Source organism: Streptomyces sp. NBC_00557, assembly GCF_036345995.1.
In the GTDB taxonomy this organism is placed as follows: domain Bacteria; phylum Actinomycetota; class Actinomycetes; order Streptomycetales; family Streptomycetaceae; genus Streptomyces.
In genome coordinates this window covers 201473-214454 of the sequence record NZ_CP107796.1, presented here as the reverse complement: position 1 = coordinate 214454, position 12982 = coordinate 201473, and the positions used below count along the sequence as shown (strand labels likewise).

At 72.0% G+C, this 12982-nt stretch carries 13 protein-coding genes; 8 read left to right on the top strand and 5 right to left on the bottom strand.

Annotated features, from left to right (window positions below; translation table 11 throughout):
* Positions 1-90 precede the first annotated feature (90 nt).
* From OG956_RS01040 to OG956_RS01030, 3 genes are all read right to left on the bottom strand, one after another.
* Entirely contained in the window at positions 91-459 is a 369-nt protein-coding gene (locus OG956_RS01040; protein ID WP_330342695.1) for a VOC family protein, read from the bottom strand.
* A gap of 181 nt (positions 460-640) precedes the next feature.
* Complete coding sequence (locus OG956_RS01035; protein WP_330335994.1) at positions 641-1330, bottom strand: DUF5701 family protein; 690 nt, start codon at positions 1328-1330, stop codon at positions 641-643.
* Positions 1331-1502: 172 nt separating this feature from the next.
* Complete coding sequence (locus tag OG956_RS01030; RefSeq protein WP_330335993.1) at positions 1503-2435, bottom strand: LysR family transcriptional regulator; 933 nt, start codon at positions 2433-2435, stop codon at positions 1503-1505.
* A gap of 71 nt (positions 2436-2506) precedes the next feature.
* Here OG956_RS01030 and OG956_RS01025 point away from each other — a divergent pair, with 71 nt between their 5' ends.
* Both OG956_RS01025 and OG956_RS01020 read left to right on the top strand, forming a co-directional pair.
* Complete coding sequence (locus OG956_RS01025; RefSeq protein ID WP_330335992.1) at positions 2507-3394, top strand: SDR family NAD(P)-dependent oxidoreductase; 888 nt, start codon at positions 2507-2509, stop codon at positions 3392-3394.
* 48 nt (positions 3395-3442) lie between these two features.
* Complete coding sequence (locus OG956_RS01020) at positions 3443-4372, top strand: SDR family NAD(P)-dependent oxidoreductase (RefSeq protein WP_330335991.1); 930 nt, start codon at positions 3443-3445, stop codon at positions 4370-4372.
* A gap of 79 nt (positions 4373-4451) precedes the next feature.
* Here the strand turns inward: OG956_RS01020 and OG956_RS01015 are convergent, their stop codons facing one another.
* Positions 4452-4994 carry a TetR/AcrR family transcriptional regulator gene (locus OG956_RS01015; protein WP_330335990.1) on the bottom strand — a complete coding sequence of 181 codons (543 nt, stop codon included), beginning with the start codon at positions 4992-4994 and terminating at the stop codon, positions 4452-4454.
* Between the two features lie 75 nt (positions 4995-5069).
* Between OG956_RS01015 and OG956_RS01010 the strand changes: the two genes are divergently transcribed.
* On the top strand, positions 5070-6119 hold the full coding sequence (locus OG956_RS01010) for an aldo/keto reductase (RefSeq protein WP_330335989.1): 1050 nt from the start codon (positions 5070-5072) through the stop codon (positions 6117-6119).
* Complete coding sequence (locus OG956_RS01005; RefSeq protein WP_330335988.1) at positions 6116-6835, top strand: DUF998 domain-containing protein; 720 nt, start codon at positions 6116-6118, stop codon at positions 6833-6835. Before OG956_RS01010 ends, OG956_RS01005 begins: the two co-directional genes overlap by 4 nt.
* A 391-nt stretch (positions 6836-7226) precedes the next feature.
* Here the strand turns inward: OG956_RS01005 and OG956_RS01000 are convergent, their stop codons facing one another.
* Entirely contained in the window at positions 7227-7796 is a 570-nt protein-coding gene (locus OG956_RS01000; RefSeq protein ID WP_330335987.1) for a TetR/AcrR family transcriptional regulator, read from the bottom strand.
* A 272-nt stretch (positions 7797-8068) separates the two neighbouring features.
* Here OG956_RS01000 and OG956_RS00995 point away from each other — a divergent pair, with 272 nt between their 5' ends.
* The 4 genes from OG956_RS00995 to OG956_RS00980 are packed head-to-tail and all read left to right on the top strand — an operon-like array spanning position 8069 to position 12906.
* Positions 8069-8650: a (2Fe-2S)-binding protein gene (locus OG956_RS00995; protein ID WP_330335986.1), complete on the top strand. Its 582-nt coding sequence runs from the start codon at positions 8069-8071 to the stop codon at positions 8648-8650.
* Positions 8647-9639 (top strand): FAD binding domain-containing protein, encoded by a 993-nt coding sequence (locus tag OG956_RS00990; RefSeq protein ID WP_330335985.1) that lies wholly within the window; start codon positions 8647-8649, stop codon positions 9637-9639. The genes OG956_RS00995 and OG956_RS00990 overlap by 4 nt, the downstream gene beginning before the upstream one ends.
* Positions 9636-11774 carry a xanthine dehydrogenase family protein molybdopterin-binding subunit gene (locus OG956_RS00985; RefSeq protein ID WP_330335984.1) on the top strand — a complete coding sequence of 713 codons (2139 nt, stop codon included), beginning with the start codon at positions 9636-9638 and terminating at the stop codon, positions 11772-11774. Before OG956_RS00990 ends, OG956_RS00985 begins: the two co-directional genes overlap by 4 nt.
* Positions 11767-12906: an XdhC family protein gene (locus OG956_RS00980; RefSeq protein WP_330335983.1), complete on the top strand. Its 1140-nt coding sequence runs from the start codon at positions 11767-11769 to the stop codon at positions 12904-12906. Before OG956_RS00985 ends, OG956_RS00980 begins: the two co-directional genes overlap by 8 nt.
* Positions 12907-12982: the final 76 nt, after the last annotated feature.

Sequence of the window (12982 nt, the reverse complement as noted above, 5' to 3'; positions counted from 1 at the left end):
CGCGCGGACCGGAGGGACAGACGGAACGGTCCGGCGCCCGTGCCGAGGTGACACGGGCGCCGCTCCTAGGAACAAGAACCCGGAACAGCGTCACTGAACCCGGATCGGCTGGGTGAGGTTCACCGGATTGCCGTCCGGGTCCTGGATGTGGGCGACGCGCTGTCCCCACGGCATGTCGTTGGGGCCGCTGCGGACCGAGCCGCCCAGCGCCTGCACCCGGCCGAGTGTCTCGTCGACGTCGTCGACACCGATGCTGAGCAGGATCCGCGGTGCCGCTCCGGTCCCCGGGTTGGCCTTGGCCACCAGCCCGAGGTCGGTGTCGCCGATGCGCAAGCCGAGGTAGAAGACCGGGCCTTCCTCCGGCACCCGGAAGATCTCCTCGGCGCCGAACAGTTCCTTGTAGAAGCCAAGCAGGACGTCGTGGTCGGCAGTCAGGATCACTGGCTGGATGGTGGACATGGCACTCCTGTCGAGAACGGTCGTTTCGCTGATAGACCGTTCGAGGACGGTGAACTCATCGGCGAAACCGGCCTGCCAGACGATCTGCAGCACAGACTGCCGTCCACGACCAGACAGCTGCACGGCGGGGCTTCAACGGCGGGGTCCGGTCATCTGGTTGCGCGGCCTTCGGCCCGCCTGATCAGGCTCCCCGCTTGTCCGGAACCCGGCGGCCCGATGCGGAGGCGAAGCTCAGCCAGGTGTGTCGGTTGCCCGCCCAGCACCAACCGACCTTGGGAGCGTTGCGGCGCTCGCGGCCATCGCGCCCGGTGCCGTTGCTGATCCAAAGCGCCGGCGTGCGGGCGTCGAGGACGCCGTTGGCTTTGCGCAGCCGAGAGCCGATGGTCATGAAGCAGTGGTTGCGCTCCAGGACGGCGGGTTGCTGCAGCACCCAGTGGATGCCCTCGGTGAGGAGCAACGGCGTACGGGCCTCCGCAGTGAGGGCGGGCAGTGCCTCGTTCGGGCTCCAGTTGGCCATGTGGTCGCCGCGGTCGAGGCCGGTGAGGAGGTAGAGCGGAGCGTCGGGCACCGCGACCGTGTCGAGCGGGGCGAAGAGGTCGACGTCGGGCATGTCAGTGACGACGAAGCCCGGTTTGCCGTCTCGGCGGAGCAGCGGGGCCAGGGCGGAGGCGGGGGCGTGGTCCGGGTGAACAGCGAGCAGGGTGCCGTCGCCGCCCGCAGGGGCCTCGGCAGCTGCGGCGAAGGTAAGAAGCTCGACGGCGGAGAGCCCTGCCAACTCGTGCACCCCCAGCTCGATGAGTCGTTCGGCCTGTGCGATCAGGGCCGGGAGTGCGGGGAGAACAGCGGCGGTGGCGTGCGTGGTTTCGGGCACGATGCTCCCAGGGGTACGGCGGATGGGCCCAAGGACAACGAAGCGGCCCGCCGGAACGTTCCTGTTCGGGACGTGACGCCCAATGCCGCTTCTTCCCTCCTCCCTCCGGGCGGATCACCTCGGTCGGCCGCACGGCCCGTCGCGTTCTCGTCTGCGCACAAGTGCCTTCTCGTCAGGGGGTCGAGGAGGAGGCGTCGGTGTCGAGGGCTGCGGTGCGGAGGGCGGCTGCCACGCGGGTGACGGATTCTGTGGGTGGCTGGGGGAGCCGGGCCAGGAGCAGCCGGCGTTGTTCCTGAGGGCCGCCTCGGACGGGGAGGATGCGTACGCTCGGTGGTGCGGCCGGGGCGAGGGTGACAGGCACGGTCGTCAGTCCCAAGCCGGCCGCGACGAGGTGGAGCTTGGCGAGCCAGTCACGCGCGGTGTGCGCGATGTCGGGCCGCTCGTCCAGGCCCGGCCAGACACCCATCAGCCGGTCCTCTCCCGAGGAGGAGCCCGCGATCCAGCGCTGCCCGCGCAGGTCGGCCACGTCGACGAAGTCGCCGCGGGCGAGCGGGTGGGTGGCGGGCACCGCCAGACGCAGGGCCCGTTCGGTGAGGGTCTGCAGGGCGAGCGGCGGCGTCTCCGTGTCCGGCGGTCTGAACGGCGGCGCGGAGCCGAGCAGGGCCAGATCGAGACTGCCGGCCCGCAGGGCGCGCACCAGCGCCGGCGTGCTTCCCTCCCGGCCGACGACGTGCAGGTCGGGGTCTGTCCGGCGGAGGGCGGCAAGGGCCCGCGGCACCAGCACCGCGCCCGCGCTGGGGAACCATCCCAGGCGGACGGTCCCGGTCTGACCGGGCAGGCCGGACAGTTCGCGTGCGGTCGCTTCGATCTGGTCGAGCACGATCGTGGCGCGGTTCATGACGACGCGGCCGGCTGCGGTGAGCCGTACTCCCTGGCGCCGCCGCTCCAGCAGTTCAGTACCCGCCGCCCGCTCGATCGCCGCGATCTGCCGGGACACCGCCGACTGCGTGTAGCCCAGCGAGGCGGCGGCCGCCGTGAAGGTTCCCTGCTCGGCGACGGCGCGGAAGACACGCAGGGCGGTCAACGACACATCCGTGAAGTCCATGACGTTTACGCATACCAGACGTGCAGAACTTTCGTTGGACTCATGGATCGCGGGTTCCTAGCGTGGCGTGCATGAATGCTTCGCGTATCGCCCTGGTCACGGGCGCCAACCAGGGGCTCGGCCGCGCCCTCGTCGAAGGACTGGCGGCCCGCATGAACCCGAACGACCTCGTCCTGCTCACCGGCCGGAACCCCCGGCGAGTGGCGGACGCCGCACGCGAGGTCACGGGACTGCCCGGCACGCGTGCCCGCGTCGAGGGCCGGGTCCTGGACGTCACCGACACCGATGCCATCGCCCGTCTCGCCGAAGAGGTCCGGGTCCGGTTCGGAGGGGTGGACGTCGTTGTCTCCAACGCGGTCGCCCGCCTGTTGCCCGATGAGCCGCAGGCGGAGCGGGCGGATGAGTTCATCGACGTCTCCAACGTCGCCACCCATGCGGTCCTGCGCTCTTTCGGCCCGGTCCTGCGGCCCGGCGGCCGGCTGCTCGTCGTGGCCAGCAGCCTGGGTACCCTCGGCCACCTCAGCCCGAGGCTGCACCACCTGTTCGACGGCGCGAGCCTCGACCAGGTCGAGTACGCCGTGGAGTCCTGGCGCAGCGCCCTCCACAGCGGCACCGCGCGGGAGGCCGGCTGGCCCGTCTGGCTGAACGTGCCCTCGAAGGTGGCCCAGGTCGCCGCCGTCCGCGCGGTCGCCACCGAGCGCCGCGAGCACGACCTCGCCTCCGGCACCTTGGTCGCGGCCGTGTGCCCCGGCATGGTCGACACCGCCACCTCGCGTCCCTGGTTCAGCGACTACAGCCAGGCCCAGTCGCCGGCCCAGGCCGCCGAGGCCGTACTCGACCTGATCTTCGCCGACCGGGTCGACCCCGCCCTGTACGGCGAGCTGGTCCGTTTCGGCAAGGCCCTGCCCTGGCGCGGCGGCAGGCCCCCGGTCGAACAGGACCGGATGCTCACCCCCTGACACCACCCCGTTCACTCGCTTCGCAGCACACCGCCGGGAGGTCACTTCATGGGTTCCATCACCACACCCTTCGGTTTCTCCAGCACCGCAGCCGAAGTCTCGCAAGGCATCGACCTCAGCGGCCGCCGCGCGGTGGTCACCGGCGCCTCCTCCGGCCTCGGCGCCGAGACGGCCCGGGCCCTGGCCGCCACGGGCGCGGCTGTCACCCTTGCCGTCCGGGATGTCACTGCGGGCAAACGCGTCGCCGAGGACATCACCGAGTCAACCGGCAATCAGGAGGTGCATGTCGCGCACCTGGACCTGGCCGACCCCGCATCGGTCACCGCCTTCACTGCCGCCTGGCGGGGCCCGCTGCACGTCCTGGTGAACAACGCGGGCGTCATGGCCTGCCCCGAGCAGTACACGGAACAGGGCTGGGAATGGCAGTTCGCCACCAACCACCTCGGCCACTTCGCCCTCGCCGCCGGCCTCCACGACGCTCTGGCCGCCGACGGCAACGCGCGCATCGTCGTGGTGAGTTCAACGGGCCATCAGCGGTCACCCATCGTGTGGGACGACGTCAACTTCGCCTTCCGCCCCTACGACCCGTGGCTCGCCTACGGCCAGTCCAAGACCGCCAACGTCCTCTTCGCGGTCGAAGCCACCCGCCGCTGGGCCGATGACAACATCAACGCCAACGCCCTCATGCCCGGCGCGATCTACACGAACCTGCAGCGTCACACCGGGGGACGCGGCAGCGGCAGAGTCCCGGCTCACCTGATCAAGACCGTCGAGCAGGGGGCGGCCACCTCCGTCCTGCTCGCCACCTCACCTCTCCTCGAAGGCGTCGGCGGGCGCTACTTCGTCGACTGCAACGAGACCGAGGTCGTCGACCGCCGCTCCGGCACCCTGCACGGCGTCGCCCGGTACGCCGTCGACCCGGACAACGCCCGACGTCTGTGGACCCTGTCGCAGGAACTGCTCGCACACGCCCGCTGAGCACCGGACGACACCGCGGGCGTTCCCCGTGGCGCCCGCCCGGACGGCAAGGCGCCGGCCGAGTCCCGACGCGCGGCCTCTAGCGCTGCGGTTGTGTGCGGAGCCCGTCCAGGATGAGCGCGAGCATCCGCGGAGCCCGGTCTTCGGGGCTGGTCGCGGCGCGCCAGAGTGCGCCGGTGAGCTGGAGGAAGTCGCCGGGGTCGGCGTCCGTGCGGATGCTTCCGTCCTTCTTGCCGGCCTCGAGCATCTGTGTGATCGCGGCGATGACCGGCCCGTAGCTCTGCTCGCTGATCGCCTGGTGCGCGCCGGGGCTGAGCGCGTCGCCGAGGCCGTGCTTCCTGCGCATCGCCTCGACGAGGTCGGTCGTCCAGTGGCGCAGCGCTTCGAGCGGGGACATCTCGGCCAGCAGCTCGGGCACGGTGCCGACGATGCGGGTGACCTCGTCCTGGTAGACGGCCAGGACCAGCGCCTCGCGGGTGGGGAAGTTGCGGTACAGCGTGCCCGCGCCGACGCCGGCGCGCTGGGCGACCTGGTTCATCGACGTGGCGCTGTCCTCGGCGAACGCCTCGCGGGCGGCTGCCAGGATGCGCGCCCGGTTCTCGCGAGCGTCTGAACGGACCACAGGACCTCACTTGCTAAGCGGAGAGCTCTCCACTACGGTATCCGGAGAGTTCTCCGCTTACTTTAGAGGGGCATCATGCGCTACATCAAGCTTGGCACCACCGGCCTGGACGTCTCACCGATCGCGATCGGCGCCATGACCTACGGCGAGCCCGACCGCGGCCATCCCGTCTGGTCGAAGGGCGAGGAGGAGGCGCGCCCGCTCATCAAGCACGCGCTGGAGGCGGGGATCAACTTCTTCGACACCGCGAACCTGTACTCGTACGGGTCCAGCGAGGAGATCCTCGGCCGCGCGCTCAAGGACTTCGCCGACCGCGACGAGGTGGTGATCGCCACCAAGCTCCGGCACCCGATGCGGCCCGGTCCCAACGGCCGCGGTCTGTCACGGAAGGCGGTCATGACCGAGGTCGACCACTCCCTGCGCCGCCTCGGCACGGACTACATCGACCTCTACCAGATCCACCGCAACGACCACGCCACCCCGTGGGAGGAGACGCTGGAGGCGCTCAGCGACCTCGTGAAGGCCGGCAAGGTCCGCTACCTCGGCGCCTCCTCCATGCACGCGTGGGAGTTCGCCAAGGCGCTGCACCTGCAGAAGCACAACGGCTGGGCGCGTTTTGTGTCCATGCAGAACCACTACAACCTGCTCGCCCGTGAGGAGGAGCGGGAGATGATCCCGCTCTGCCTGGACGAGGGCGTCGGCACGATCATCTGGTCCCCGCTGGCCCGCGGCCGCCTCGCCCGCGCCTGGGACGACGCCCGCTCGACGGTGCGCTCCGAGACGGACGGCGCCTACGCGGACATGCTCTACTCGCCCGAGCAGGAGTCCTCCAACCGCGCGATCATCGACGCGGTCGGACAGGTGGCGGACGCCCACGGCGTCAGCCGCGCACAGGTCGCGCTCGCCTGGCTGCGCCGCCAGCCGGTCGTCACCGCGCCCCTGGTCGGGGCCGGTTCGATCCGGCAGATCGACGAGGCCGTGGCCTCGCTCGACCTCGAGCTCACCGACGACGAGGTGCGCGCCCTGGAAGCCCCGTACACGCCGCGCTACGACTGGCAGGGCATCTCCGACGAGGCCGAACTGGAGGCCATCCGCAGGCGCGTCCCCGGCATGGCCCTTTCGTGAACCGCATCGTCCGCTCCGGCGCGGCCGCCCGCGCCGGAGCCCTCCTCATCCTCCTCGGCCCGCTGGTGTCCTGGCTCGCCGAGTTCGTCACCGCCGCCGCATGGCAGAACCCGCCGTACTCGCCCCTGTACAACTGGGTCAGTCACCTCGGCCTGACCGGCCCGGCACAGACCGCGTTCGGACAGGTCGCGAACTCTCCCCTCGGCGCGGTCATGGACACCGGCTGGGTGATCTACGGCATCCTCCTGGTCGTCGGGGCCTTTCTCGTGTTCGACCCGCGCAGGGGCCCCCGCCCGGTCAGCATCCTGACCCTTGCCGTCCTCTCCGGCGTCGGGGTCTCGCTCGTCGGCATCGTCCAGGGCTCCAACGCCAACGTCGACAACGGTCTGATCGCGTTCCACACCTTCGGCGCGCAGGGCGTCATGCTCGCCGGCAACATCATGGCGATCGCCGTGGGAGCCGGCGGATCGCGGATCGGTCTCGGCAGAAGCCGGTCGATCGCGATCACCCTGCTCGGCACCGCCGGACTGATCGCGTTCCCCCTCTTCATGGCCGACGTGTTCACCGGCTGGATGTGGAACATCGGCATGTTCGAGCGTGCCGTGATCTACACCATCATGATCGGCCACGCCCTCCTGGGCAGCGGCCTGGCCGCCACCCAGCGCCATCATGCGACGCGGCCGCCGACACCGCCCGAAGCACACGTCGCGAACTGAGCAGACACAGACGAGCCAGGATTTCGTGGTCCCGGCACGGGAGGGCCTGCTTCGGGTGCAAGAGCGAGCGGGGACATCAAGGCCAACAGGCTCAGGGCGATTCGGCTGATGTCCAGCCGGATCTGATTCCGTGCGGCGTCGTGCAGGGACAGGTTGCGCGGGCCGGTTGGGCCTGCGGGCCGCCCCAGCAGTCGGACGCCGGTGCACCCACTGGAGGCGCCGACCTTCGGTGGCGCGGGGGCTGCCGTCCGCAGCAGACCCAGGGTGCGGTGCCGCTCGAGCTGCAGGCGGCCGTGGACGCGCTCACGGTCCCGGCTATTGTGCCCGCCGGTGGCCGGTGGCCGGTGGCCGGTGGCCGGTGGCCGGTGGCCGGTGGCCGGTGGTGCGGTGCTCACCGGCCGGGCGCTCCCGTGCGCAGGCCGTCCATGACGAGGTCGAGGAGCCTGGTGGCGCGCGGCCGCCAGTCGTCGCGGGGGTCGAGCTGCCACAGGCCCGCGATGGCGAGGAGGAAATCGTCCCCGGTGACGCCGGGCCGGACGGTGCCGGCTTGCTCGTTGGCGCGGAGCAGCAGGTTCGCCGCGTCGATCACCGGCGTGGGGGCCGGCTTCGCCGGGCTGCCCGGCGCGCTGGTGACCTGCCGGATCGCATCGGCCAGGCCGGCCTTGGTCATCGCGAACTCCGAAAGCCGGTCCATCCAGGCGCGCAGGGCCTGCGCGGGCGGCCGGGTCCGGAGCAGGTGGGCGGCACTGTCGGCGACCTGCTGCATCTCATGCCGGTAGATCTCCAGGACGAGTGCCTCGCGGTTGGGAAAGTTGCGGTAGAAGGTGCCCTGCCCGACGCCGGCCTTCTTGGCGATCGCGCTCAGCGGCGTGTCCGCGCAGCGGGACAACTCGGCAAGTGCCACCTCCAGGATGCGTTCGCGGTTGCGCTGAGCGTCCGAGCGCCGGGGTGCGTCCTTCATCTGCGGCACTCGTCCTCCCTGAAGGTTCGTGGCCGAACCTCGCCCTTGCTAACCGGACAGCTGTCCGTTACGTTTTCCAGCTAACGGACAGCTGTCCGGTTGGCGTCCACGATAGCTGCGGACGCGTCCCTGTGGCAGTCCGCGGTCCCCTTCGGTTCCAGCACCACGCATCGCCGCCCCATCCCTGCACCACAGCGCCGCACCACGCACTCCGCCCGGTACCCCGGTCGGCGTGACCCCCCATCTGCCTGGAAATGCGAAAGAAGCTGCTCATGGCCTCATCGACGTCCAGTGTCATCACCCTGAACATCAACGGCGAGAAGTACACACTGACCGTCGACCACCGCACCACCCTGCTCGACGCGCTGCGCGAGCGCCTCGCGCTGACCGGCTCGAAAAAGGGCTGTGACCAGGGGCAGTGCGGTGCCTGTACGGTCCTGCTGGACGGCCGCCGGGCCGTGTCCTGCCTGCAACTGGCCGTGGCGGCCGAGGGCCGGGAGATCACCACCATCGAAGGCGTCGCCGAGGGCGATCAGCTGCATCCCGTGCAGCAGGCGTTCCTCGACCTGGACGGTTTCCAGTGCGGCTACTGCACTCCGGGGCAGATCTGCTCGGCGATCGGGATGATCCAGGAGCACGCTGCGGGCTGGCCCAGCGCCGCCACCGACGACATCCGGCCCGAGGCCGGACCACCGCCGCTGACCGCCGAGGAGATCCGCGAGCGCATGAGCGGCAACCTGTGCCGGTGCAGCGCCTACGTCTCGATCGTCGAGGCCGTGGCCCAGGCGGCCGAGGCGCAGCAGGACGCCGGGCGCGCGGGCCTCCCGACGGAGCCGAAGGAGGCCGTGGCATGAGGGAGTTCGGCTATCAGCGGGCGTCCGACGTCGCCGGCGCCGTCGCGCTGCTCGGCGCCGATCCGGACACCCGCTTCCTCGGCGGCGGCACCAACCTCGTCGACCTCATGAAGTCCGGCGTCGAACGCCCCGCCCGGCTCGTCGACATCCGCGAACTTCCGTTGGACCAGATCGAGCCGACGCCGGAGGGGGGCCTGCGCATCGGCGCCACCGTCACCAACGGCGACCTGGCCGCCCATCCCGAGGTCCGCCGCCGCTACCCGGCGCTGGCTCAGGCGGTGCTGGCCGGCGCCTCCGGGCAGCTGCGCAACATGGCCACGGTCGGCGGAAACCTGCTCCAGCGCACCCGCTGCGGCTACTTCACCGACGTCACCAGGCCCTGCAACAAGCGTGTCCCGGGCAGCGGTTGCCCCGCCGTCGAGGGCGAGCACCGCAACCACGCGATCCTGGGCGCGTCGGAGAACTGCGTCGCCGTACACCCCTCCGACATGGCCGTCGCACTCGCCGCCTTCGACGCGGTCGTCCACTTCGAGACCGCGGACGGGCCGGGCGAGGTGGCCCTGGCGGACTTCTACCTGCCCGTCGGCGACACCCCGCACCGCGAGACCGCCCTGCCGCCGGGCGCCCTGATCACCGGCGTCCTCCTGCCGCCCGTCCCGGTCGCCGCCAACTCCCGCTACCGCAAGGTGCGCGAGCGCGCCTCGTACGCGTTCGCGATCGGCTCGCTCGCGGCCGCACTCGACGTGCGGGACGGCGTCGTACGCGACGCGCGCCTGGCGTTCGGCGCCGTCGCCTCCCGGCCCTGGCGGGCCCTGGCCGCCGAACGCGTCCTGATCGGCGCCACGGCCGACGCCGAGACCTACGCCGCCGCGGCGGACGCCGAACTGGCGGCGGCACGGCCACTGCCCCAGAACGGATACAAGGTGACCCTCATGCGCAACCTCGTCGTGGCCGAGCTCACCCGACTCGCACAGGAGGCCGCCCGATGACCACCGCCCCCACCGCGACACACACGCAGGCGCCGTCTGTCGGCACTGCCCACACCCGCGTCGAGGGCAGGGACAAGGTCACCGGCGCGGCCCGCTACGCCGGCGAGATCCCCTTCGCCGATCTCGCGCACGGCTGGCTGGTGCTCTCCACGGTCGCCCGTGGCCGCATCCGCGCCATCGACAGCGACCCCGTCCTCGCCATGCCGGGCGTCCTCGCCGTCCTGGACCACCGCAACGCCCTGCGGGTGAACACCGACTACACCGGTCTGATGGGGATGAAGCCGGACCCGACCTGTGCCGTCTTCCAGCACGACCGGGTGCCGCATCTGGGCTGGCCGGTGGCGCTGGTCGTGGCCGAGACGTCCGAGCAGGCCAGGGAGGCCGCCGAGGCGCTCGTGGTGACGTACGAACAGGAGCCCCACGACATCGACTTCACGGCGGACCACCCGGGCGCCTACCCGGCGGACGGGCACATGCCGGCCGTGACGGAGAAGGGGGACCTGGACGCCGAACTGGCCGCGTCGGCCGTCGTCGTGGACGCCGAGTACCGCACCCCCGAAGAACACCACAACCCCATGGAGCCGCATGCGGCGACCGCCCACTGGGACGGCGGCCGGCTCGAGGTGGTCGACTCCAACCAGGGCGCCACCTGGGTCATCGGCGAACTCGCGAACCTCTTCTCGCTCGACCCGGCGTCGGTGCGGGTGCGCTCGGAGCATGTCGGCGGCGGCTTCGGCAGCAAGGGCGTACGAGCCCACCAGGTGGCCGCCGTGATGGCCGCGACCGTCCTGCAGCGCCCGGTGCGCGTCGTCCTGACCCGCCGTCAGATGTTCTCGCTGGCCGGCTACCGCAGCCCCACCGTCCAGGGGGTCAGGCTCGGCGCCGACGCCGAGGGGCGGCTGCGCGCGCTGGAGCACAGCTCCCTCAGCCTCACCTCCACCGTGCACGAGTTCGTCGAGCCGAGCGCCGGGGTGGCACGGGTGATGTACGACGCCGACGCCCACCACACCGCCAACCGCGTGGTCCGGCTCGACGTGCCCACCCCGACGTTCATGCGGGCCCCGGGTGAGGCGCCGGGCTCCTTCGCGCTGGAGGCGGCGCTCGACGAACTCGCCGAGAAGGGCGGCATCGACCCGGTCGAGCTGCGGCTGCGCAACGACCCCGAGCGGGGGCCGGTGTCCGGGCTGCCGTTCGCCGGCCGCAACGTGGCCGCCTGCTTCCGGGAGGGCGCCCGCAGGTTCGGCTGGGCGGACCGGGACCCGCGCCCCGGCCAGCGCCGGGACGGCCGCTGGCTGCTCGGCACCGGCACCGCGGCGGCGTCCTTCCCCGCGGGCGCGGCGCCCTCCACGGCGACCGTGACCGCGCACCCGGACGGCGGCTTCACCGTGCGGATCGCCGCGGCCGACATCGGCACCGGCGCCCGTACCGCACTCACCCTGGTCGCCGCCGACGCGCTGGGCGTGCCCCCGGAGAAAGTCCGCGTCCGCATCGGTGACAGCGACTTCGGACCGGCGATGATCGCCGGCGGTTCCATGGGCACCCGCTCCTGGTCCTGGGCGGTCGCGGCCGCGGCCGAGGAACTGCGCGAAAGGCTGGGCCTGGGCGCCGACATCCCCCCGGAGGGCATCACGGTGCGCTCGGACACCACCGAGGCCATCGGGGCCCTCGCGCCCGCCGAACGCCACTCCTTCGGAGCCCAGTTCGCCGAGGTGGCCGTGGACGTCACCACCGGCGAGGTGCGCGTGCGGCGCATGCTCGGGATCTTCGCGGCGGGCCGGATCGTCAACCCGCTCACCGCGCGCAGCCAGCTCGTGGGCGGCATGATCTGGGGCATCTCCATGGCGCTGCACGAGGAGGCCGTACGGGACCGCGCCTCGGGCGGCCACGTCGGCGCCGACCTCGCGGGCTACCACGTGGCCACCCACGCCGACGTCCCGCACATCGAGGCCGACTGGATCGACGACACCGACCCGAACGACCCGGTCGGCATCAAGGGCATCGGCGAGGTCGGCATCGTGGGCGCCGCGGCCGCCGTCGCCAACGCGGTCTGGCACGCGACCGGCGTACGCCACCGCGCCCTGCCCATCCGGCCGGACCGGGTCCTGACCGCGGCAGCCGGAGCGCTTGATGCTTGACCTGGCCGAGGAGCTGGACCGGTGGATCGAGGAGGGCCGGGAGCTCGCCGTCGCCACCGTGGTGGCCGTCGGCGGCAGCGCACCGCGCGGTCCCGGCGCCGCCCTCGCCGTGGACGGTGCGGGCACCGTCATCGGCTCCGTCTCCGGCGGCTGCGTCGAGGGCGCGGTGTACGACCTGTGCCAGGAGGCGCTGCGTACCGGGGAGAGCGTGCTCGAACGGTTCGGCTACAGCGACGAGGACGCCTTCGCCGTCGGCCTGACCTGCGGAGGAACAATCGAGGTGCTGGTCACACCGGTGTCCGGCCAGGCGCCCGTCCGGCCGGTCCTCGCGACGGCCGTGGCGGCCGCCGCCCAGGGCCGGCCCGCGGCCCTGGCCCGGGTCGCCCGCGGCCCGGCCGAACTCCTGGGCCGGGCCCTGCTGGTGCGGCAGGACGGCACGCACGAGGGCGCTCTCGGCGGCCACCCGGACCTGGACCGTACGGCGGCGGCCGAGGCCCGCGCCCTGCTGGAGGCGGGCCGCACCGGCACGGTGGAGATCTCCGCGGACGGCTCCCACTGCCCCGGCGGCCTCACCCTGCTGGTCGAGTCGAACGTGCCGCCACCGCGGATGATCATCTTCGGGGCGGTGGACTTCGCCTCGGCGCTGGCGCGGGCCGGCAAGTTCCTCGGCTACCACGTGACCGTGTGCGACGCCCGCCCGGTCTTCGCCACCCGGGCCCGCTTCCCCGACGCCGACGAGGTCGTCGTGGACTGGCCGCACCGCTACCTGCGGCGCACCGGGACCGACGCGCGTACTGTCCTGTGCGTCCTCACCCACGACGCGAAGTTCGACGTGCCCCTGCTCAAGCTGGCCCTCGGCATGCCGGTGGCGTTCGTCGGCGCGATGGGCTCGCGCCGCACCCACGAGGACCGCAACCGGCGTCTGCGGGCCGAAGGCGTGAGCGAGCGGGAACTGGCCAGACTGCGCTCTCCGATCGGCCTCGACCTCGGCGCCCGTACGCCCGAGGAGACCGCCCTGTCGATCGCGGCGGAGATCGTCGCCGTCAGACGGGGCGGCACCGGCATACCGCTGACCGACTCCCGGACACCGATCCACCGCGACCTTCAGACCGCCGGAGCAATGAGGGGATAAGCCTCATCGGCAGATGAATCACTGCCCTCGCGAAGGGCCGGACCACCAGGGAGAAGACCACCTGCAGCGGAGTGGG

Bases quoted from the DNA above. Each gene is read 5' to 3' on its own strand.
- OG956_RS01040 (WP_330342695.1), bottom strand. From the start codon at position 459: ATGTCCACCATCCAGCCAGTGATCCTGACTGCCGACCACGACGTCCTG.
- OG956_RS01030 (WP_330335993.1), bottom strand. From the start codon at position 2,435: ATGGACTTCACGGATGTGTCGTTGACCGCCCTGCGTGTCTTCCGCGCC.
- OG956_RS01025 (WP_330335992.1), top strand. From the start codon at position 2,507: ATGAATGCTTCGCGTATCGCCCTGGTCACGGGCGCCAACCAGGGGCTC.
- OG956_RS01020 (WP_330335991.1), top strand. From the start codon at position 3,443: ATGGGTTCCATCACCACACCCTTCGGTTTCTCCAGCACCGCAGCCGAA.
- OG956_RS01010 (WP_330335989.1), top strand. From the start codon at position 5,070: ATGCGCTACATCAAGCTTGGCACCACCGGCCTGGACGTCTCACCGATC.
- OG956_RS01000 (WP_330335987.1), bottom strand. From the start codon at position 7,796: ATGAAGGACGCACCCCGGCGCTCGGACGCTCAGCGCAACCGCGAACGC.
- OG956_RS00995 (WP_330335986.1), top strand. From the start codon at position 8,069: ATGGCCTCATCGACGTCCAGTGTCATCACCCTGAACATCAACGGCGAG.
- OG956_RS00990 (WP_330335985.1), top strand. From the start codon at position 8,647: ATGAGGGAGTTCGGCTATCAGCGGGCGTCCGACGTCGCCGGCGCCGTC.
- OG956_RS00985 (WP_330335984.1), top strand. From the start codon at position 9,636: ATGACCACCGCCCCCACCGCGACACACACGCAGGCGCCGTCTGTCGGC.
- OG956_RS00980 (WP_330335983.1), top strand. From the start codon at position 11,767: ATGCTTGACCTGGCCGAGGAGCTGGACCGGTGGATCGAGGAGGGCCGG.